This is a genomic window from Desulfosporosinus sp. Tol-M2 (genome assembly GCF_059735615.1).
This window is the reverse complement of record NZ_JCAIJG010000071.1, coordinates 68501-89167: the sequence shown is the minus strand read 5'-3', so window position 1 is coordinate 89167 and position 20667 is coordinate 68501. Positions and strand designations below refer to the sequence as shown.

20 protein-coding genes and 1 tRNA gene are annotated in these 20667 nt (G+C 43.1%); 19 read left to right on the top strand and 2 right to left on the bottom strand.

Annotation, left to right across the window (positions count from 1 at the left end; translation table 11 throughout):
* Nucleotides 1-128: 128 nt before the first annotated feature.
* Nucleotides 129-659, bottom strand: coding sequence for a hypothetical protein (locus AC6I5A_RS05400; RefSeq protein ID WP_034612665.1), 531 nt, complete (start codon nucleotides 657-659; stop codon nucleotides 129-131).
* Nucleotides 660-1272: 613 nt separating this feature from the next.
* On the opposite strand from AC6I5A_RS05400, the gene AC6I5A_RS05395 reads away from it, so the two are divergent.
* From AC6I5A_RS05395 to AC6I5A_RS05385, 3 genes are all read left to right on the top strand, one after another.
* The gene (locus tag AC6I5A_RS05395; RefSeq protein ID WP_052167917.1) at nucleotides 1273-2706 is read left to right on the top strand and encodes a VanW family protein; all 1434 of its coding nucleotides are present in this window, start codon (nucleotides 1273-1275) and stop codon (nucleotides 2704-2706) included.
* 133 nt (nucleotides 2707-2839) lie between these two features.
* Entirely contained in the window at nucleotides 2840-3604 is a 765-nt protein-coding gene (locus AC6I5A_RS05390) for a ParA family protein (protein ID WP_034612662.1), read from the top strand.
* Entirely contained in the window at nucleotides 3597-4442 is an 846-nt protein-coding gene (locus AC6I5A_RS05385; protein ID WP_034612659.1) for a ParB/RepB/Spo0J family partition protein, read from the top strand. The genes AC6I5A_RS05390 and AC6I5A_RS05385 overlap by 8 nt, the downstream gene beginning before the upstream one ends.
* Before the next feature lie 313 nt (nucleotides 4443-4755).
* Here AC6I5A_RS05385 and yyaC read toward each other — a convergent pair whose 3' ends face one another.
* Nucleotides 4756-5367 carry a spore protease YyaC gene (yyaC, locus tag AC6I5A_RS05380; RefSeq protein WP_497900515.1) on the bottom strand — a complete coding sequence of 204 codons (612 nt, stop codon included), beginning with the start codon at nucleotides 5365-5367 and terminating at the stop codon, nucleotides 4756-4758.
* Nucleotides 5368-5492: 125 nt separating this feature from the next.
* On the opposite strand from yyaC, the gene AC6I5A_RS05375 reads away from it, so the two are divergent.
* The 16 genes from AC6I5A_RS05375 (at nucleotide 5493) to dnaB (ending at nucleotide 20293) form a co-directional block, all read left to right on the top strand.
* Nucleotides 5493-6530, top strand: a complete 1038-nt coding sequence (locus AC6I5A_RS05375; RefSeq protein WP_034612657.1) for a YkvI family membrane protein — start codon at nucleotides 5493-5495, stop codon at nucleotides 6528-6530.
* 107 nt (nucleotides 6531-6637) lie between these two features.
* Complete coding sequence (selB, locus tag AC6I5A_RS05370; protein WP_034612654.1) at nucleotides 6638-8542, top strand: selenocysteine-specific translation elongation factor; 1905 nt, start codon at nucleotides 6638-6640, stop codon at nucleotides 8540-8542.
* Nucleotides 8543-8743: 201 nt separating this feature from the next.
* Nucleotides 8744-8841 (top strand) — tRNA-Sec (locus tag AC6I5A_RS05365).
* Nucleotides 8842-9134: 293 nt separating this feature from the next.
* The gene (locus AC6I5A_RS05360; protein ID WP_034612650.1) at nucleotides 9135-9833 is read left to right on the top strand and encodes a CvpA family protein; all 699 of its coding nucleotides are present in this window, start codon (nucleotides 9135-9137) and stop codon (nucleotides 9831-9833) included.
* 158 nt (nucleotides 9834-9991) lie between these two features.
* Nucleotides 9992-11368 carry an aminopeptidase gene (locus AC6I5A_RS05355; protein ID WP_034612648.1) on the top strand — a complete coding sequence of 459 codons (1377 nt, stop codon included), beginning with the start codon at nucleotides 9992-9994 and terminating at the stop codon, nucleotides 11366-11368.
* Nucleotides 11369-11398: 30 nt separating this feature from the next.
* Nucleotides 11399-12307 carry a mechanosensitive ion channel family protein gene (locus tag AC6I5A_RS05350; RefSeq protein WP_034612645.1) on the top strand — a complete coding sequence of 303 codons (909 nt, stop codon included), beginning with the start codon at nucleotides 11399-11401 and terminating at the stop codon, nucleotides 12305-12307.
* A 137-nt stretch (nucleotides 12308-12444) separates the two neighbouring features.
* Complete coding sequence (locus AC6I5A_RS05345) at nucleotides 12445-12639, top strand: DUF951 domain-containing protein (RefSeq protein WP_034612641.1); 195 nt, start codon at nucleotides 12445-12447, stop codon at nucleotides 12637-12639.
* A gap of 13 nt (nucleotides 12640-12652) precedes the next feature.
* Nucleotides 12653-13753: a redox-regulated ATPase YchF gene (gene ychF, locus AC6I5A_RS05340; protein ID WP_034612639.1), complete on the top strand. Its 1101-nt coding sequence runs from the start codon at nucleotides 12653-12655 to the stop codon at nucleotides 13751-13753.
* Nucleotides 13754-13857: 104 nt separating this feature from the next.
* Nucleotides 13858-14145 carry a 30S ribosomal protein S6 gene (rpsF, locus tag AC6I5A_RS05335; RefSeq protein ID WP_034612637.1) on the top strand — a complete coding sequence of 96 codons (288 nt, stop codon included), beginning with the start codon at nucleotides 13858-13860 and terminating at the stop codon, nucleotides 14143-14145.
* A gap of 17 nt (nucleotides 14146-14162) precedes the next feature.
* Nucleotides 14163-14573: a single-stranded DNA-binding protein gene (locus AC6I5A_RS05330; protein WP_034612634.1), complete on the top strand. Its 411-nt coding sequence runs from the start codon at nucleotides 14163-14165 to the stop codon at nucleotides 14571-14573.
* A 21-nt stretch (nucleotides 14574-14594) separates the two neighbouring features.
* A complete protein-coding gene (gene rpsR / locus AC6I5A_RS05325) occupies nucleotides 14595-14825 on the top strand; it encodes a 30S ribosomal protein S18 (protein WP_034612632.1) in 231 nt (76 codons plus the stop codon).
* Nucleotides 14826-15133: 308 nt separating this feature from the next.
* On the top strand, nucleotides 15134-15451 hold the full coding sequence (locus AC6I5A_RS05320; RefSeq protein ID WP_034612629.1) for a MazG-like family protein: 318 nt from the start codon (nucleotides 15134-15136) through the stop codon (nucleotides 15449-15451).
* Between the two features lie 14 nt (nucleotides 15452-15465).
* Nucleotides 15466-16401 (top strand): DUF2232 domain-containing protein, encoded by a 936-nt coding sequence (locus AC6I5A_RS05315; protein WP_034612628.1) that lies wholly within the window; start codon nucleotides 15466-15468, stop codon nucleotides 16399-16401.
* A gap of 12 nt (nucleotides 16402-16413) precedes the next feature.
* The gene (rplI, locus tag AC6I5A_RS05310) at nucleotides 16414-16860 is read left to right on the top strand and encodes a 50S ribosomal protein L9 (protein ID WP_034612625.1); all 447 of its coding nucleotides are present in this window, start codon (nucleotides 16414-16416) and stop codon (nucleotides 16858-16860) included.
* A 133-nt stretch (nucleotides 16861-16993) separates the two neighbouring features.
* Nucleotides 16994-18907: a Lon family ATP-dependent protease gene (lonC, locus tag AC6I5A_RS05305; protein ID WP_034612622.1), complete on the top strand. Its 1914-nt coding sequence runs from the start codon at nucleotides 16994-16996 to the stop codon at nucleotides 18905-18907.
* Nucleotides 18908-18952: 45 nt separating this feature from the next.
* Nucleotides 18953-20293 carry a replicative DNA helicase gene (dnaB, locus tag AC6I5A_RS05300; RefSeq protein ID WP_034612619.1) on the top strand — a complete coding sequence of 447 codons (1341 nt, stop codon included), beginning with the start codon at nucleotides 18953-18955 and terminating at the stop codon, nucleotides 20291-20293.
* Nucleotides 20294-20667 lie beyond the last annotated feature (374 nt).

Sequence of the window (20667 nt, the reverse complement as noted above, 5' to 3'; positions counted from 1 at the left end):
GTCTTACTTAGAGAATCAAGTCTCCTTTTAGATTCGCGGTCTAATCACGGACGACCTTGACAGGGTGAGCGACAATTAATCCCCACCTTGTTTAAAAAGTGGGGATTAATCATCTCACACAAGAGGTATTATTTTTTGCCATCCCTAATTTCAAGAACCTTGTTCCAAGCATTATCAGTACTTATTTTATCTTTACTTAAATCGTCCTTGAGTTGTTTAAGTATCTCTAACTGATTTGAATTTGATTCATTCCTCGCATTTAGAGACTCAGCCTTGCTTTTATTGGGATTTTTCTTAATAAAGTTTTCAATACCCTCTTCTGTCATCGAAATACCAAAATTAATTTCCGAAAGTATCCTATCTTTCGTTGGTACAGGACTCCCCTTTTCGGTTGCTATTTCTTTTTCCATCTTCTGTATTGCAATTCCTTTTTCTTTTAGTTTATCTCCAGCAGCAGCACTGTCATTTATCCTTTGTTCGCTACCGTCAACTTCGCTTTTTAAAAGCTCATTATGTTCATTGTCAAACTGTTTCTTCATCTTTATTATTCGCTTTATTTTTTTCGAAACATTAAGATTTCCAGCAGTTACAACCGTTACGCTTGTGAAAGTAACAATTAGAACAACTGCAAATGCAATCATAACTTTTGATTTTTTCATAAGACTACCTCTAATTGTATATTATTTTAATTAATTACGTTACATTTTTTTGATTCTTATGGTATAGACAGTTACATTTGTCTATACCCCCATCCCCCTTATATTGGATAATATCACCTTCATACAGTATTTATATATTGTACAATATCCAGAATCTGATAATGCCGTAGCTAACGGGTAAATCCTAAACTTATAGGCCCTGTTATATCCTACGCTGTTATAATTAGCCCAATGTTTCATAAAATTGGTTACACCTGTCCACGAATATGAGCGGTTAGGAACATTGGCACCATTATAATACCACGAACTATTAAAACTATCTATAGAGTTAAAGTAGCAAAATGACTCAGAATGTTTAGTCGAGTTCGACAGTCTGTTACGAGAAATGGATTAAACCCATGTAGCGCAGGGTTGAGCCATTTGTGTATAACTTGCCGTGCGTCCACGTCTATGACCTCTCTGATTATTGATCTTGACATTTGCCTTATAGTCTTTTAACCGTCAGATCTCTGTCTCTTTTACTTTTGACCGTGAAGGGAATATGAGTAGAACGTCGAATTATAACTTATATACTCGTATTAACATGGTTTTTGATTGTATGGGGGGGATCATATTGGATGATACAGAGGATCAAAATAGAAGTAAAAGTAGTAAACTAGTTTCGGTGACAGAATTAGATAGAGGGGATAATAATTCAATCAAAAGGAGCAGTCTCAGACGAAAGAGATACTTTTTGATTACTAGCGGACTACTTTTGATCATTTTATTTTCAGTTGGTGCCCTGGCAATGATCTATACGCAAGATCAAAAAAGAATTCTCAAAGGGGTAACTATAGCAGGACTAAATGTTGGTAATTTAACCCAAGAAGAAGCTAAAGAAATAATTGACCAAGAAGTAAACAATTTGCTGAGCCAAACTATAAAATTAAATGTGGGTCAACAAGCGCCCGAAGTTAAGTTAGAAGACCTAGGTCTTGTATTAGATGCAGATTTGGCATTGCAAGAGGCCTATGATAGTGGCAGGAAGGGTTCAATTTTTGATAAGGTATTAGCAATAATAACCGCAGGAAAAGGAATAAACATAAATTTTCATCATAAGTGGGATGAATCAAAGTTACAACAAACCCTTAAGGGGCCTTTGGCAGAGTTCAGTGATCCGGCAACTGATGCCACCTTTCAGATTACGAAAGAAAATACTATGACTATTATAAGGGAGCATGCTGGCCTGATCATTGATACTGAGGCACTTATTACGCAAATAGAGGGAATTAACATCTATAAACCTGTCCCTGAGCTCAAGGTCGAATTTAAAGAGCAAATTCCAACTCTTACTGCTGCTCAACTCGAAGATCAGAAGATTACAGGGTTATTGGCAAGCTATACTACTCGATTCGATCCGACACAAAGAGCGAGAACAGAAAATATAAAAATTGCTGCAAAAGCTTTGGATATGGTGATAATTAAACCAGGTGACACGCTATCTTTCAATCAGATTGTAGGAGAAAGAACAGTAGAAGCCGGATATAGAGATGCTTATATCATCGTTAACGGCCAGTTCGTCCCGGGGTTAGCCGGCGGGATATGTCAAGTCTCTAGTACTTTATATAATACCGGACTGTTAGCAAACCTGGCTGTAATTCAACGCAGTAACCATGACTTGGCTATTTCATATGTTCCACTTGGGCAAGATGCGACGGTTGCCTACCCGGATCTTGATCTGCAGTTCAATAATGATTCAGGAGGATACCTCCTTATTAGGACCAGAATGAATTATAATACTATCACGATTGAATTGTATGGCAAGGTTAAACCTGGTCAAGAAGTATTTATTGGAAATATCATAGAGTCTATTATACCTGCAGTTGAACAACGCTTGGTTGATGAAACAATGGCGCATGGAGAGTCCGAATTAAAGCAAGAGGGACAACCTGGATATATTGTTAAATCTGTCCGAAATGTTAAAGTGAATGGAGTAATCGTTAGCAGTCAACCGCTAAATCAAAGCCGTTATTCATCCTTACCAAGAATTTACGCAGTTGGACCGTAGTACTGCAATAAATTTCATAAATATTAAAAAAAGCGAGTAATATCGCTTTTTTTATTGGATTGAGTTTGATACTATCTATTGTGAGGATAGCAGTAAGAATTTTTCAAATAGTAATAAAGGAGGTGTGCGCTAATTGACTACTAAAGTAATTGCTGTTGCCAATCAAAAAGGTGGTGTAGCGAAGACAACAACGGCAATAAATTTGAGTGCCTGTTTGGCTGAACTGGAGAAAAAAGTTCTTCTCATTGATTTAGACCCTCAGGGAAATGCAACCAGTGGACTGGGGGTAGAAAAACACAAATTGACACAGTGTATCTACGATGTATTAATTAACGATGTCCCCCTTGAACAGGTAATTCAGAGAACCGAACAAAAGAACCTTCAAGTTGTTCCGGCACGAATTGAATTGGCAGGTGCAGAAATCGAATTAGTAGCACAACTTTCGCGGGAAGGCAAATTGAAGAATGCCCTGGAAACAATAGTGGATGATTATGACTTCATATTTATTGATTGTCCGCCATCGCTGGGCGTGTTAACTGTAAACGCCTTAACAGCTGCAACAGATGTGTTAATTCCTATACAGTGTGAGTACTATGCCCTGGAAGGTTTGACACTATTGATGAATACCTTAGAAAGAGTTCGTAAATTTCTCAATCCAAAGCTCAATATTATTGGAGTTCTGATGACTATGTTCGACGCACGTACTAACCTTGCTATACAGGTTGTTGACGAAGTTAAAGAGTATTTCCCAAGAAAAGTCTTTAAATCAATTATTTCTCGAAATGTCCGTCTTAGTGAAGCTCCAAGCCATGGAAAAGCTATTAATACCTACGATACTCGTTCACGAGGAGCTGAAGTATACAGGGAATTGGCAAAGGAGGTCTTAGAGCGTGTCTAAGAAAGCGTTAGGACGAGGGCTTCAAGCTTTGCTATCTGATGAAGTGGGGGAAAATCCAAACATTAAAGAAATTGCCATTTCGGATATTATTCCTAACCCGGATCAACCCAGAAAAGAATTTGATCCCCAAGCTCTGCAGGAATTAGCCGATTCTTTGCATGTGCACGGATTATTACAACCAATTTTGGTCAGAAATGTTGGAGAGTATTATCATATTATCGCTGGAGAAAGGCGCTGGCGAGCCGCTAAAATTGCTGGGTTTACAAAAATTGCCGCCATTGTTCAAGTCTGCACTGATCAGGAGATGGCTGAACTTACACTTATCGAAAATATTCAACGTGCTGATTTGAATCCCGTTGAAGAAGGATTTGCTTATGCTCGGCTTATTGAAGAGTACGGTCTGACCCAGGAACTTGTTGCGCAACGTGTTGGGAAAGCCCGTACAACTGTAACAAACCTTTTACGTGTAATTAAGTTACCAGAAGATGTTCTTGAATTATTGAGGGAGGACAAAATTTCTCTGGGGCATGCTAAAATTTTACTAGGAGTAAAAGATACTACGATACAAGCATTAACAGCGCAAAAGGCGGCAAAAGAAAAATTATCCGTGCGGGAGACTGAAGACCTGGTAAACAGAAAAATAGGAAAAACAAAGAAAGACAAAATCCCACGTGAGAGTTCTGCACTATTTCATAATGTAGAAGACCAATTGAGAACATGTTTTCAAACCAAAGTTCAACTCAAGGGGGATCTAAAACGAGGAAAAATTGAAATCCAATACTTCTCGGCGGAGGAGTTGAATCGACTATTAGAACTCTGGAATATACGAATTGATTAGTGAATGATGTTCCACGTGGAACAGTTATTATCACTACTACAGATTAAGAAGAAAATATTAGGGGATTAAGTTAAGGCGCTAACGGAATAGGTAAGCACTCAACCCCTGGTATAATGTTCCACGTGGAACATTATACCAGAAAGGATTAATGCGAAAGTCCCGTGTAACCCTCAATATTTTATGGTAATAATATGTTCCACGTGGAACATATTGTAGATAGTAAAATCGACTGGTTACCATTGACATATAATGGAATTACCTGAAAGAGGATCTACTTTTAGAAGGCAAGTGGCTTATGGAGATGGATTTGCTCTTACTGACCGTCGGTGCCTGATGGCTTGTTGCCGGTCAAGTTTTCTTTATATCGCACTTTTAAGTAAGAATGCGTTATGAGAGTACAAATGTTCTCAGACATCCGCCACACAAGGTTGAGTCGGGTGTTTTGTAACACCATATATTCCATAAACCCTCCGACATTTACAATCCCAGTGATATGAGCCTCTCCGACTGCAGGAAGTTGTTTATGAACGCCGGCGCCAGGTTTTAAAGGCCCATCAGCCAGTGTAATACACCCAATAGAATCCATTCTCCCAAGGCAGGCATCAATAGCAACAATAAAGGGATTATAGAATGATTGCTGAATATGTTGAATACTTTCCTGTAAGTTCGTTGCATGAACCGGCTCATCAAGGGTGCCGTAAACGTTAAGTTGAGGTAAATTAAGGCGTGAAAGGTGAGTCCCAATCAAGGGTCCCAAAGCGTCACCTGTAGACCGATCAGTTCCAATGCACAGGATAACAGTAGGGCGTTTTCGTGTAGATGCAAATAGATCGGAAAGCCGCGTTTCCAATTTTGCTTTAGCTGAATAGTCGTCGACATGGGCTTTCATTTTTTGAGGTTCGTTTAAAAAAGAAAATAAACTCACATACTGCCCCCTAAAAATCAAATCACAAACTAAGTATATACGAATAAATTGTTCCCAAATACTAAGTCTTTTATGCATGATATTCCTATTCCTGCCATAAGCATGATGGCGAGGAGGGAAGCATAATGCAATGGAAAACAACTTTTCAAGTCGCCGCAACATACGTGGGTGCTGTCATGGGGGCAGGATTTGCTTCAGGTCAAGAAATTCAGCAATTTTTCACACGATTTGGTCGGTGGGGATTAGTTGGAATAGTTGTTAGTGCGCTTTTATTTTCTCTCCTTGGGTGGGGCATGTTGGACTTACAGGAGCGCTGGAAAATCACATCGTATTCAGAATTTTTCGATCACCTACTTGGTCGTAAGGGGGGGCGATGGGCAGATGGCCTTGTGAGTGTCCTTTTGTTCGTGGGAATGCTAGCGATGATCACCGGCAGTGGAGCGCTCTTTTATGAATATTTCGGCTTCTCAAGGTGGTTTGGCATCTTCTTGACGGGTTCAGTGATTGTCTTAGCCTTATTGTTTCGAGGAGAAGGAGTTCTATGGATTAATTCCACGCTGATACCATTTAAATTTATTTTTTGTTTCGGAATTGCATTTGCGGCAATTTTTCTAGCGCCTTCTCGAGATGTAATGGGCAGCGTGGTGATGCAAAACCCGATTGTAAAACATTGGGCCTTCTCTGCCATTTTATATGTCTCCTTCAATTTAACATTGGCTATGGTAGTCTTTGCTTCGTTGGGGCGGGATGTTCAACGGCCAGGTGCTCGCTTGGGAGCAGTTTTAGGTGGGTTAGCGCTTGGGGTATTTGCCTTCGTTATTGGAGCTTCATTACTTAAGTTTCCCGACAGTATAGGCTTAGAAATCCCCATGGTGGCAGTTGCAGGAAAATTAGGAGATTGGCCTGCTTTTTTCTACGTAATTGTATTATGGTTAGCGATGATCACCGCGGCAATCGGAAATGGCTTTAGCCTTGTAAGCAGAGTGGTTGATACAGGTAAGTTGAGTTACCGTAAGGTAACACTCCTTTTACTACTCTTGCTTTTACCGGCAGCAGGCGTGAGATTTTCCGAGATCGTGCAAATTGTATATCCTCTATTTGGATACTTAGGACTTGTATTTTTGCCAACAATAATGTATTTTTGGCGTAGATCTAAAGAATAGAGGCTAGGAAAATGTTTTTTCATGAAAGTTATCGATAGGGCAAAAATAACTTATGAAAACTATAGATCACATTTTTGGTATAAATTACGTAAATAAGGGGAACAGAAATGGCTGAACGACACTATTTAGTAGGAACCGCCGGGCATGTGGATCACGGCAAAACCGAGTTGATCAGGGCTCTTTCCGGTATGGAGACGGATCGATTAAAAGAAGAGAAACAACGCGGGATCTCCATCGAACTTGGATTCGCCCATATGATGCTGCCCAGTGGACGTCAAATTGGTATTGTGGATGTTCCAGGACATGAACGGTTTGTACGTCAAATGTTGGCTGGTGCCGGTGGCATGGATATAGTGTTACTTGTTATCGCAGCCGATGAAGGGATTATGCCTCAGACCCAAGAACATTTGGATATACTAACCTTGCTCCGTATACCTAGAGGGATTGTTGTTCTAAATAAGGCGGACCTGGTGGATGAAGAGTGGCTTGATCTGATGGAAGAAGAGATACGTGAGGAATTGAAAGAAACGGCTTTTAAAGATGCGCCAATTTGCCGGGTTTCAGCTCTAACCGGTGTAGGAATTCCCGGTTTGCGTCAAACCATTGATGGATTGCTTTCAGAAGTGGAAAGTAAAAAGTCTACCGGTCCGGTTCGAATGCCAATTGACAGGGTCTTTAGCATCCAGGGCTTTGGTACCGTTATGACCGGAAGTCTTCATAGTGGGACAATACTACTGGGCCAAGAGTTGGCGATAGAACCGGGGCATATTCTCGCAAAAGTTCGTTCTCTCCAAGTACACAATAACAAAGTAAGTGCTGCTGAGGCGGGACAGCGGGTAGCGGTTAACCTCGCAGGGGTAGATGTTGCAGAAGTGGAACGGGGTTCAGTACTCGTAATACCAAACGTTTTCAAAGTCGGTAAAATCTTGGACGTATTGCTCTTAAACCTCTCCTCGGCAGATAGACCTTTAACCCAAAGGCAACGGGTCCGGTTCCACCTCGGAACTACGGAGATCCTCGGACGAATACATCTTTTGGAACAGAATGAAATAACCCCTGGACAAGAGGGATTTGCGCAAATTCTTTTGGAAGAATCGGTGGTTGCAGCATCAGGGGATCGTTTTGTGCTCCGCTTTTATTCCCCCGCCCATACCATTGCAGGTGGAAAAATACTCGGAGTAGCGGAGTTCAAACAGAAGCGCTATAAAGAAAACGTAATAGCACAGATGATGATGAAAGACCAAGGCGATCCGCTAGACCTCTTAGAAGGAGAAATGGCCGAACTACGAACAGGATCAGATTTGGCATCACGGTTACAGATCACTTCTAATGAATTAGAGGTGAGTTTAAAAGCGCTGGAGAAAGCCGGTCGACTGGAAATTTGGCAGGAAGATGAAAACCTGCTCTACTGGGGAAAAGCAGCGGCAGAGATCTGGCGGTCAAAATTGATTAACATGATAAGAGCGTATGAAAGGTCAAATCCCCTGCGCGTTGGAATTAGCAGAGAGGAATTAAAGACTCGGCTAGGGATTTCCTGGGCACATCGTCGTTGGCAAACGATTCTGGAACAAGGCGCTGTGCGAGGGTATTATCGCATTTCAGGAAGCAAAGTTCGAACAAACGAAGGTGTGGAAATTCCAACAGGTATTTTAAAACGATTGGAAGCCTTACGTGCAAAATGGCAAATTGCTGGACTAATGCCACCCGACATCACTGCAACCGCAGAAGCATGTGGTATTTCGAAGTCCGAAGCTCCGGAGTATGCCCAGTACATGTGCGAAATTGGAGAATGGGTACACATTGATCAGTTTTTCTTTAGACAAAAAGATCTGGAACCAGCTAAAGAACGTTTGGTCGGGTTTCTTAAAGAACATGGAGAAATAGGTGTTTCTGAGGTGCGTGAAATGTGGGGAACTTCAAGGAAGTATACAGTGCCGCTGCTTGAGTTCTTTGATAATCAGAAGATAACAAAGCGAAATGGAGATAAAAGAAGATTATTTAACTCAAGCTGAACATCTGGGTTTCAGATACGATAGTCTTCGGGGGAGGGTAGCACCAAAGCCGCTAATCCCAAAGGAATACTTTGCGCGTATTGGGCGCAAGAAATTATCGTTTACACTTAATGACAAAACGTTAATTTATGGAAAAGTTCTTTTAATCCAAAGATTTGCTTCCATAATAACAATGAATGTGTTAATATAATGGTCGATAATGGGGATGGATGGTGGCTGGTGCTGCTCCCGGACTTCAAATCCGCGTGTCGGGACGCAGAACGTTCCGAGGTGTGTTCGATTCGCACGCATCCCCGCCATAATCGTGGTTCGAGGTTCGAACACCATGCAAAGGGAGGAAATAATCTTTATTTGAGATCTTTACCAATTTTAGCAAAGACATGGAATCAACTGATTTAACAGGACTCGACTACCTAGAGCTGGCTGACGCCGGCTCTTTGTTATTTATTCGCGATTGGGTAATAATTACTCTGGTTGATGGTTCACAATTTAGCGGCAGGATTTTCAAAGGCCCAAGTCGAATAAGCTTCAGATAGGAGATGAGTTACTTAAGAAGGCTTACCAACTCAATGATAAGGGGGCAACGAACTACATGAATCTCCTGGATATCCTTATTATAGGTATTATATTGTTAGGTGCTTTATTCGGTTATCTAAAAGGCTTAATATCCAGCATAGTAAATTTTCTGGGTAGTATTGTGGGTTTTGTTGTGGCGTCGTGGAAATATATGGCCGCGCTCGGCTGGGCGGAACAATATTTTCCACTGCAGCAATGGTTGGAGCCTGTGATCTATAAAGCGATACTTCCCGCTGTTCAGGCCAAAGCCTCTTCTTTGCAAAATTCAGCATCAGGCAATATCTTGGGGGCACTGCCTCCGGAATGGCGCAGTATATTTGAGAATCTATCTGGTGTTCAGGCGCCTCAAACCATCGAACAAGTGACTCATCGTTTGGCAGGGCTGTTTACTGAACGCGTCTTAAGTCTAATTGCTTTTGGTTGTGTTTTTTATCTTGTAATGGTTATTATTCAGCTCTTGTTTGCGATAATCCTTCGTCCCTTCGGCGGATGGGGCGGATCCTTGAATCGTGGAGGGGGTCTTCTATTCGGAGGGCTCAGTGCTCTTATTGGTATGGCAGTTCTAGCGGGGTTATTTTCGCCCCTCTTACAATTGGGGTTATGCGGAAGTATAAATGCACTCATTCCGAGTTCATCCTTATATCCATATTTGGTGGAGATCTTTCGTGTCTTGGATCAACTGTTTGCAGCACAACTCAGTCAAAAACTACTTTGACCACTGTCACAAAGCCAAGGAATTTGGTTTTACTAGTCAGAAAGTATTTATATAATACATAAATCAAACTGTGAAGTAGAAAAATTAATAGTGGAGGGTATTGTTTATTGTCATTCTTATTCTCAAATTTATTTATAGGGAGTAGAGGAGATTGTGTAATGAGTTCGAAAAAAGTAAAATTGGCCTGGGATGAACTTGTAATGTCCGAGAAGGAACGTCAAGCGATGACTGAATACTTGGCCTTTCTCAGTGAAGGGAAAACTGAACGGAAATCTTGGCAGCTCCTGGAGCGATGGGCCCAAAAAGCAGACTTTGTAGCTCTTGATGGGGTAAAGGGCTTTAAACCTGGGCAAAAGGTCAGGTTAGCAGTGCGTGGTAAGGCAGGCATTATAGCTATTTCCGGAACCCGGCCGTTAAACGAAGGTTTCCGATTAATTGCTGCACATCTCGATGCTCCTCGCTTAGATATAAAACAGCGCCCTCTTTATGAAGAAGAAGGATTGGCTTTTTTAAAAACGCACTATTATGGAGGGATTAAGAAGTATCAATGGACTGCGCTGCCTCTTGCCCTTCACGGTGTCGTTATCTTGCGTGATGGACATAAAGTGGAAATTGTAGTCGGTGAGGCGGACGAAGACCCTGTTTTCACGATTACTGACTTGCTTCCGCATTTAGCAAAGGATCAATATGACAAAAAATTGCCCGAGGCTATTACAGGAGAAGGGCTAAACCTATTACTTGGACATGATCCGTGCAATGAGGATGGAGAAGAGCGTGTGAAATTGGCTATTCTGCATTTTTTGAAGGATAAATATGGAATTGAGGAAGACGATTTCGTTAGCGCAGAATTAGAGGTTGTACCAGCTGGGAGGGCCCGCTATGCGGGACTGGATCGGAGTTTTATTGTGGGGTATGGGCAAGACGATCGAGTCTGTTCTTTTGCTGCTTGGAAAGCGATTGAAGAGATTGAGCAACCGGAGTGGACAACGATTGTTCTTTTTGCGGATAAAGAGGAGATAGGCAGCGATTCCAATACGGGTATGAAAGCACGTTATTTGGAGAACTTTATTGCAGAGCTTATCTCCATGCAAAATGGAACGTATGACGGGTTAATGGTTCGGCGAGCACTTTCTCGGGGCAAAGCGCTTTCGGCGGATGTCGCCGCGGGATATGATCCTAATTATGCAGAGGTTATGGACAAACGGAATTCGGCTTTTCTGGGTCGTGGTGTGGTAATCAGTAAATATACTGGTTCGCGAGGCAAATCAGGGTCTAGCGATGCGAACCCGGAATTCATAGCAGAGGTTCGTCGAATTTTTGACGAAGCCAAAGTTTCTTGGCAAACTGCGGAGTTAGGAAAAGTTGACCAGGGCGGCGGAGGGACAATAGCTCAGTATATGGCAATTTACGGAATGGAAGTATTGGATTGCGGCGTAGGAATTCTAAGCATGCATGCACCATGGGAGATTTCTTCAGTAGCGGATTTGATCATGATGATGCGAGGGTATCGAGCTTTTTTGGCGGATAAAGATTAACGGATAGTCCGGAAAAGGAAGATTTAGAAAATGAATGTCTCTTGGATTCCAGAAAATATTAATAATTTCAATTGGCATAAATTTGGATTTGCTGCTTTAAATACAGTACTTTATATCATTGTTATCCTAATTGTAGCACGTGTTGCATACGGATTACTTATTTATCTGCTCAGGCGAATGTTAGTAGACCGCAAGGGAAAACATCTTTTGGATGAATGTAAAGCAAATACAATATTTTCGCTCCTCCGAAGTTTTTTATTTTATTTAATTACCTTTACGGTAGTGATGCATACCCTTAAACGCCTTTTTAACTTTGATACCGGGGCGCTGCTGGCTTCGGCAAGTGTTTTGGGGGTTGCCTTAGGTTTTGGTGCGCAGAGTTTGGTTAAAGACGTCATTGGCGGTTTTTTTATCCTTTTTGAGGATCAATTCTCGGTCGGAGAACTAGTAAAAACCGGGGAATTCACTGGTACTATTGAAGAGACTGGGATTCGGACAACACATATAAGGGCATGGGGCGGGGAACTCCATATTATTCCAAATGGTAGCATTACTGCAGTTACGAACTTTAGCCGAGGAAAGATGTTAGCCAAGGTTGAAATTCAGATTCCCTATGACGAAGATCTTGACCGAGCGATGGGAGTGATGAACACTGTTTGTGAAGAAATAAGCGTAGAGTTTGGGGAAAAAATAATTGAAGCTCCCACAGTCCAAGGGGTAACCCAGTTCGGGGAGTACAATGTCGTTTTACGGGTTATAGCATTCACAAAACCCGATGAACAGTGGAGTCTGGAACGTGAACTGCGTCGGAGAATTCACAGTGCGTTTTTGAAAGAAGGAATTCGTACGCCACAGGTCCAAAGGATTATTGTAGACCCTCTGAAGGGTTCCTTCAAAGACGAGCAAGATACAACGATGGACCCCACAAGTAAGACCTAAGAATAGATGACATCTTAAATTATCAGATGAAGCGACCGAGAGGCTAAATGTGAAAAATGCGATGTGCGAGAGAAGTAAGATGTTGGTATTCGAATCTCGAATCTCAACCTCGAACATCGAGTAGGGGGAGTCAACAGATGATTCCATTGAAGGTAGGAGATATTGTTCGCCTTCGCAAACCGCATCCTTGTGGAAGTATAGATTGGAAAGTGATGCGAACGGGAATGGACTTCCGAATACAGTGCTTAGGTTGTCAACACCAAGCCTGGATTCCCCGCATCAAACTCGAACGCAATTTAAAGGAAATTTTACAGCGGGCCGAAGAAAATTAAGGGGAGGGAAAGCATGACATTACACGCAGGGATTGTTGGTTTACCGAATGTCGGTAAGTCAACATTGTTTAATGCGATTACCCAAGCTGGCGCAGAAGCTGCAAATTACCCATTCTGCACGATTGAGCCAAATGTGGGGATGGTAGAAGTACCTGATTTCCGCTTGCAAAAACTGGCTGAGATGGTTCATCCCAAGAAGATTGTTCCCGCAACCGTTGAGTTTGTGGATATTGCCGGACTTGTTCAGGGAGCGAGCCAAGGAGAGGGATTAGGAAATAAATTCCTGTCCCATATCAGGGAAGTCGATGCCATTGTGCATGTTGTACGTTGCTTTGAAGACGAGAATGTGGTCCATGTCGAGGGCAACGTTAACCCTAAACGGGATATTGAGACGATAGATCTTGAGTTAGTCTTAGCGGACATGGAGAGTGTGGAGAAACGAATAGAACGTTCGTCTAAACTCTTAAAGACGGGGGGTAAAAAGGCTCAAGGCGAATTGGCCCTTCTGGAACGTTTAAAGGAAGTCTTTAATCAGGGAAAAGGGGCCCGTTTTTTGACTTATACGGACGAGGAAAGAGTGATTCTTAAGGGGTTTTCGCTTTTGACCCTAAAACCAGTGCTCTATGTTGCGAATGTAGGTGAAAAAAGCCTCTCCACAGCTGCCGATAATCCCTATGTCCAACAAGTAATGGCAATAGCGGCCGAAGAGGGTGCCGAAGCCATTGTGGTTTGTGCCCAGATTGAAGCGGAAATTGCAGAACTAGAAGAGGGCGAGAAAGAGGTATTCTTACAAGACTTAGGGCTCGAAGAGTCGGGATTAGACCATTTAATTCGGGTAGCCTTTCATTTACTGGGTCTGATGACCTTCTTTACTGCAGGCCCTATGGAAGTGAAAGCTTGGACAATTCATCAAGCAACTAAGGCTCCCCAAGCTGCAGGGGTAATCCATACAGATTTTGAACACGGATTTATTCGGGCTGAAGTAGTCGCGTATAAGCATTTCGTTGGCAACAATGGGTTGATTGGCGCCAGGGATAAAGGTTTAGTCCGCTTGGAAGGAAAAGAATATATTATGCGCGACGGAGACATTGTTCACTTCCGGTTTAACGTTTAAAAGTTGCTTTTCTGAAAATGTAATGGTATAATTTTTGCTTAGTAATCTAAATATCCCCGCTCCATTAGAAGATGGGGCCGTTTAGTCCGAGGGGAGGTGCAAATATGAAAGCGTATGAAATACTTTATATCATCCGGCCGGATCTGGATGAGGAAGCGACTACAGTACTGGTTGATCGTTTAAGTGGTCTCGTTACCAGTAATGGCGGCGATAACGTAACAGTCGACAAGTGGGGTAAACGTCGCTTGGCTTATGAAATTCAAGATTACAAAGAAGGCCAATACGTCCTGATGAACTTTGAAGGTGAAGGTCGTACATCTCAGGAGATCGAACGGGTTATGAAAATTTCCGATGATGTAATCCGTTTCCTGACGGTTAGAAAAGATGATTAATAGGACGGTGGGATCACATGTTAAATCGAGTTGTATTAATTGGCCGGTTAACTAGAGACCCCGAGTTACGCTACTCGCCGAGTGGTGTTGCTGTAACAAATTTTACGCTAGCCATTGATCGTAAATTTAAAAACGCTCAAGGTGAAAAGGAAACGGACTTCATACCATGTGTAGCGTTTAAGCAACTTGCTGAACTTTGTGCCAACTATCTTGCCAAAGGAAAACTTGCAGCTGTAGATGGACGAATCCAAGTCAGAACATACAACGATAAGGACGGCCAAAAGCGTTGGACTTCGGAAGTTATTGCTGAAGATGTACGTTTCCTAAGTCCGAAGGACAGCGGGGACGGGAGCACAGGGTCACCCTCTTCAAGTGGAAAAGGATCGTTTGGACATGAAGTGAATTTGGATGATGACATCCCATTCTAATAAGGGAAGGGGAGAACTAGAATGAAGCGCGAACGAGGACGTCGCCCACGTAAGCGGGTATGCAGTTTTTGTGTAGATAAAGTTGTGTCTATGGATTATAAAGAGACACATAAAGTACGCAAGTATATTACAGAACGGGGCAAAATATTGCCGCGTCGTATTTCCGGAAACTGTGCTATGCATCAGCGACAAGTGACATTAGCTATCAAACGGGCTCGCAGTATTGCCTTGTTGCCATATAGTGTAGAGTAAAGTTTAGAAAACTTGGCCGACGCCCACACGCGAAGACACTGTCTCCGCACGTATTAACCCTTCTTGCAGACACTGACTCAAACAGGACGGTCGAGGTTAGAACGATGACCAAGGAAGGCCAGGATAAGAAATAGGGAGCGAGAGCTCCCTATTCAATTTTCAGGATTAGTTTATAAGGTATGGTTAAATTTTCTTAAGACTGAAGTGCAGGAGATTTGAAGGGTTATCACGAATTGTATTGGATAGTGCAGTTTGTCTTATGGGGACAGCCGCACTTTTTAGAAAATGGACTTTAGGAGGGGGCAACCCTGGAAAATTATGAAGTTGATGTTGTCAAGGGCTTAAGGGCTATTGATGAATTAAAGGTAAATATAATTCAGGCACAGTGGCATATCTATCATGGGACACTGAGTGGTTCAGAGGATGAGATGCTTCAGGGGTTGGCGGATCTTGTTGGCTTAAGTTATTTGCTTGCAAGGCGGTTAGGTTTTGACTTTTCCCGTCTGGATAGCATGCTTATACAACGTCTTGAGGGATTAAAAAATACTGATGAAATTAATCTTGAAAAGCAGTGGGGAGATTTGAGCTTACTTTTAAGCTATCTTGTCCCTGAAGACAAAGCATAGGAGAATTGGCGAATATGTTTTTAAGAGATGAAGTGGCCGTGAACTATTTAGCGGGAGCTATCCTATTGACCTTTCCCTGGTTAGGAATCGTTTTAGGAACCTGGGGCTTTATCTGGGGAGCGCTCATGTTACTAGCAGTGTTTTTGGTCGGCCGTCGAAGGGGGTTGCCTATAGCTGCGCTGTCTCTGTTGATTGGTTATGTTGCACCTTTGATTGTTTTTGGAGCAACGGCCTTTAATCAGATGAGCCTCGTTCCCCTGGCAGGTTTATTATGTGTTCTGGGTTGGCATAAGCATTGGCCGGTGCGTGTGATCTTCTTCTGGGGTGCTGCGTTGGCGGCAGTTTTAGGGACAATACCCACCCTTCCATTCATGGCGCAAGGGTTTAGTGCCTTAACCGCGAGTGACATGATTAATACGGCATATCAACAATATCAAGCTTCCGGATTATTGGCAGTGATGCAACAACAAGGGATCACTGAGGTGCAGGTTCGAGATATGCTGCAACAAGGAATTCAAATTTATGCTTTAATCCTTCCTGGTTTAGCCGCGCTGGTCGCAATAGTCGAGTTTGGACTTGCTTTTTATATTGCGAGAATCTGGTTTGATGAAAATGAGGGACGAATCCCGTTCATGCGTTGGCGCTTGCCTTGGTACGCGGTTTGGGGTGCAGTGTTAGGTATTGCACTCTATCTATTGGGTGATCAATTTTCTTGGACAGTCCTTCGTGGAGCAGGCATTAATTTAATGGTTGTTTACGGGGCGTTAACACTAGTGTTAGGTATTTCTGTGTTAGTGTATTTGCTGCAATCGCCAAGAATTCCTCGCTTTTTGAAATTCGCATTAATTATAGCCAGCTTTATGTATCTCTTCTTAAGTGGCGTCAGTCTAATATTGTTTGGACTATTTGACTTAGTTTTTAATTTTCGTCGTCTACCAGAAGAATCGTAAGGAGGAATTCAGATGAAGGTTATTCTTCAAGCAGATGTCAAAGGAACGGGCAAAAAGGGACAGGTTTTTGAAGTTGCTGATGGGTATGCCCGAAACTTTCTTTTTCCTAAAAAGTTAGCGATTGAAGCAACTGCTGGAAATATTCAGGATATCAAACATAAGAAAGCCCTGGAAGATCTCCGAAAGGGGAAAGAAAAAGAAGCTGCCGTTGAATTAGCAGGTAAACTTAATGCTCTAATGATTGAAGTTAAGACGAAGACAGGTGAAGGCGGGCGCTTGTTTGGTTCAGTAACCAGTAAGGAAATTGCTGACGTTTTAAAAAACCAGCATGGGGTTAATGTGGATAAACGAAAGTTAGAGTTAAGGGAACCAATTAAAGCTCTGGGAAATTATGAAGTCCATGTAAAAATTCATCCTGACGTGAGCGCAAAGCTTCAGGTGCATGTTGTTGCAATATAAGGCTTACTTCAGATTGAGCTCTGTAGTTAGCTGAACGTAACAGGGATGAATTCGGACTGCGAACTATGAACCATCGAACTATGAACCAACGAACCACGAACCGCGAATTGCGAACCGCGAAAGGGGACCCCTTATGAAAGGGATTTTAACGAAATGGTTGAATCATCCAAATTCTAATGATCGGTTATACGATGAAGAAGAGTGGAGCCGAGAAGTCGAAACACTCTATGTACTGCTTTCAAATTATTATGGAACAGACAAGCTGGTATTAAAGGCCAGTAAATTAGATGCGCTTAAACTTATGCGTTCCGATCAACTTGCTGAACGAGTTGCCGGATTATGCAAAATTGTCGCTGATGATCCTACTGTCCGGAAGATTCCGAAGATGCAGGAAGTTCCACAGCTCTTAGATGAAATTGAGGAACAGATCGCGGAACTAATTGCCCGGCGTTCTGTGGAAGAACGGCTGGAACGTGTGGTTGCTGAAAAGATGCAGGAACGGCACGAGGAGTATGTTAAAGAGATAAAGATTAAGGTAATTCAAGAGACGGCCGGACCGGAAAATGCTCAAACTCTCAAAAAGCTTGCCGTTCTTGAAAAGATGAAAACCATATCGCTAAAGCGTTCCGCGGTTGACGTTTTGCGTCCTCAGACTGTGGAAGAAATCAAAGGACAGGAAAGTGCGATGCAAGCCGTACTTGCCAAGTTAGCTACTCCCTACCCTCAACATATTTTGATGTATGGTCCGCCTGGTGTTGGGAAGACTTCTGCAGCCCGGGTCGCTTTAGAAGCGGTTAAAAACCACCCCCATTCTCCCTTTGCTAAAGCGGCTCCGTTTATCGAAGTGAATGGCACGACTCTTAGATGGGATCCCAGGGATGTAACCAATCCCCTTTTGGGATCGGTTCATGACCCGATATACCAAGGGGCGAAGCACGACTTGGCAGATATGGGCATACCTGAACCGAAAATGGGACTGGTGAGCGAGGCTCACGGCGGTATTCTCTTCATCGATGAAATAGGCGAAATGGATCCCTTGCTTTTAAATAAATTGCTTAAAGTGCTCGAGGATAAGAGGGTATACTTCGATTCTTCGTATTATGATCCAAGTGACCCTCAGGTTCCTCAGTGGATCAAAAATCTCTTTGATGAGGGTGCATCTGCTGATTTTGTCCTCGTCGGAGCCACCACACGGGACCCTGCAGAGCTTAGTCCAGCCCTTCGTTCCCGCTGCTCAGAAGTTTTCTTTGAGCCTCTCGAACCAGGAGATGTTCAGCACATAATACGTCAAGCCGCCCAAAAACTTGAGGTGACCTTGGAGGACAGTGTTCCTGAAATTATCAGTGAATACGCGATTGAAGGACGGAAAGCAAATAGTATTCTGACCGATGCCTACGGCTTGGCAAGGTATCGTAATCCGGACCAAGAAAACGTTAAGGTGACAAGTGACTATGTTTATGAAGTTCTGCGCTCGGCTCGACTTAGTCCCTATATTTTTCGAAAAGTCCAACCCGGCTTAGAAATCGGAAGGATCTTGGGACTGGGGGTATCTGGATTTTTGGGTTCAGTGTTGGAGATTGAGGCGATCACCTTTTCTGAGCGGGATGGAAAAGGAACGTCTCGTTTTAATGAAACGGCTGGAAGTATGGCGAGAGATGCTGTATTTAATGCTACCGCCGTCATTCGTGATCTGACCGGTGAAGATTTAGGTAATTACGATGTGCATGTTAATGTAATCGGCGGAGCAAAAATCGACGGACCTTCAGCGGGATTGGCCACAACGCTGGCTATTTATAGCGCCTTAAAAAGGAAACCGTTGCTTCAAGATGTTGCCGTTACTGGAGAAATCTCCATTCAGGGTAAGGTAAAACCCGTTGGAGGCATTTGCGAAAAGATTTTTGGAGCAAAGCAGGCAGGAGTTCGCAAAGTATTAATTCCACTGGAAAATATGGCCGACATACCACAGAGTTTGCGTGGTATCGAGGTGGTGGGGGTTAGTACGATAGTAGAGGCAATGAAGCACGTATTTGAACACTTGAGGATTTAAGCAGCAGCGCTTTAAAGAGCGAGTACGACCGGGAGGAGAGAGGATATGGAACTACAAAAAGTTCCACCACAGAATTTGGAGGCCGAACAGGCGGTCTTAGGGGCAATGATGCTCGAACCGGAGGTCGGAAGTTCTGTCTTTGAAATACTTCAACCGGAAGACTTCTACAGAGATAATCACCGTTTGATTTTTTCCGCAATTCGGGATCTCTTCGAGAAAGGAGAACCTATTGACTTAGTCAGTGTTGCGGAGATTTTGCGTCAGCAGGGACGGCTGGAACAGGTAGGCGGGATGGCAACAATCGCGGCGATCGCCCGATCTGTCCCTTCAGTGGCGAATGTGGAATATTATTCTAAACTAGTGACAGAAAAGGCTCTTCTTCGTCAGCTTATTCGTGTGGCAAGCAGTATCTTCGAGCGGGGTTATGAGCCGGGTGAAGAGGCACGTGTTCTCCTGGAGGAAGCAGAAAAACTGATCCTTGATATTTCACGTCGACACGTAAAGGATGGATTTAGCTTTATTCGCGACGTTCTCCTGGAAACGTTTGAAAAAATTGAATATTTATATGCAAATAAAGGAAATCTTACGGGTGTGCCCACCTTTTTCACGGAATTAGACCGAATGACATCCGGGTGGCAGCCTTCGGATTTGGTAATCATTGCCGCACGGCCATCCATGGGAAAAACGGCCATGGTTTTAAACATGGCCCAAAATGCGGCAGTACGTGCCAGGGTTCCGGTTGCCATTTTTAGCTTGGAAATGTCTAAAGAGCAGTTAGTGCAACGGATGCTTTGCGGGGAAGCAATGGTCGATCAACAGCGTGTAAGGACCGGAGAATTACTGGATACGGATTGGCCGAAGCTGACTCGAGCGGTGGGTCCTCTTTCGGAAGCTCCGATTTTTATCGATGATACGGTAGGGATAAACCTGGTCGAGCTTCGTTCCAAAGCTCGCCGCCTAAAAGTGGAACATAATTTGGGTTTGATCGTTATTGATTATCTTCAGTTATTGTCAGTTGGTAATGGGAAAAGGACAGAAAACAGACAGCAAGAGGTGGCTCAAATGTCCAGAACCCTCAAAGGGCTTGCGCGGGAGTTGAAAGTCCCAGTCGTTGCTTTGTCACAACTCAACCGGGGTGTTGAGCAACGCCAGAACAAACGGCCGGTTATGTCGGATTTGTTAGAATCTGGGGCAATTGAAGCTGATGCGGATGTGATTTCATTTATTTATCGGGATGAGTATTATAATCATGACTCTGAGAAAAAAGGCATTGCGGAGATAATAATTGCAAAACACCGAAATGGCCCGGTAGGAACCATTGAATTGGGCTTTCTTAAAGAATTTACTAAGTTTGTAAACCTTGAGCGTCAACATCAAACCGCTTAAAGAAAACCCCTTGCCATATTTGTGGGCCGGGGGATTTTTATGCCGTTTATCCCACCTTCTGCGGGAGGGATAATAATAAGCGTCTAAGCAATTACCCTTAACTATTTATCCAATCGTAAGACTCCCACTTCTACAAGTGGGAGTGGGGCCTTCGTACCCTGCTTCGGTGGGGGTAGACTCCGACTTCGCCGCTAAGAGTTCCTTTTGGGTCGTGCGGCTTCGGCGAAAGCCTCCACTGGAGGCTTTCGTCACCGAAGTCTCGATGTTCAGCTTAAGCTGAACGAGTTCACTTTTTATTAATGATCTCGGTATGTGGGATTTATGGGAAGATAGTATCCTTGATGGCGGTAAAGGCAAAAAAAGGCAAACAAATA

What these genes read in the sequence shown, in the direction of transcription:
- AC6I5A_RS05400 (WP_034612665.1), bottom strand. Translation starts at nt 659, where the DNA reads ATGAAAAAATCAAAAGTTATGATTGCATTTGCAGTTGTTCTAATTGTT.
- AC6I5A_RS05375 (WP_034612657.1), top strand. Translation starts at nt 5,493, where the DNA reads ATGCAATGGAAAACAACTTTTCAAGTCGCCGCAACATACGTGGGTGCT.
- selB (WP_034612654.1), top strand. Translation starts at nt 6,638, where the DNA reads ATGGCTGAACGACACTATTTAGTAGGAACCGCCGGGCATGTGGATCAC.
- AC6I5A_RS05360 (WP_034612650.1), top strand. Translation starts at nt 9,135, where the DNA reads ATGAATCTCCTGGATATCCTTATTATAGGTATTATATTGTTAGGTGCT.
- AC6I5A_RS05355 (WP_034612648.1), top strand. Translation starts at nt 9,992, where the DNA reads ATGAGTTCGAAAAAAGTAAAATTGGCCTGGGATGAACTTGTAATGTCC.
- AC6I5A_RS05350 (WP_034612645.1), top strand. Translation starts at nt 11,399, where the DNA reads ATGAATGTCTCTTGGATTCCAGAAAATATTAATAATTTCAATTGGCAT.
- AC6I5A_RS05345 (WP_034612641.1), top strand. Translation starts at nt 12,445, where the DNA reads ATGATTCCATTGAAGGTAGGAGATATTGTTCGCCTTCGCAAACCGCAT.
- ychF (WP_034612639.1), top strand. Translation starts at nt 12,653, where the DNA reads ATGACATTACACGCAGGGATTGTTGGTTTACCGAATGTCGGTAAGTCA.
- rpsF (WP_034612637.1), top strand. Translation starts at nt 13,858, where the DNA reads ATGAAAGCGTATGAAATACTTTATATCATCCGGCCGGATCTGGATGAG.
- AC6I5A_RS05330 (WP_034612634.1), top strand. Translation starts at nt 14,163, where the DNA reads ATGTTAAATCGAGTTGTATTAATTGGCCGGTTAACTAGAGACCCCGAG.
- rpsR (WP_034612632.1), top strand. Translation starts at nt 14,595, where the DNA reads ATGAAGCGCGAACGAGGACGTCGCCCACGTAAGCGGGTATGCAGTTTT.
- AC6I5A_RS05315 (WP_034612628.1), top strand. Translation starts at nt 15,466, where the DNA reads ATGTTTTTAAGAGATGAAGTGGCCGTGAACTATTTAGCGGGAGCTATC.
- rplI (WP_034612625.1), top strand. Translation starts at nt 16,414, where the DNA reads ATGAAGGTTATTCTTCAAGCAGATGTCAAAGGAACGGGCAAAAAGGGA.
- lonC (WP_034612622.1), top strand. Translation starts at nt 16,994, where the DNA reads ATGAAAGGGATTTTAACGAAATGGTTGAATCATCCAAATTCTAATGAT.
- dnaB (WP_034612619.1), top strand. Translation starts at nt 18,953, where the DNA reads ATGGAACTACAAAAAGTTCCACCACAGAATTTGGAGGCCGAACAGGCG.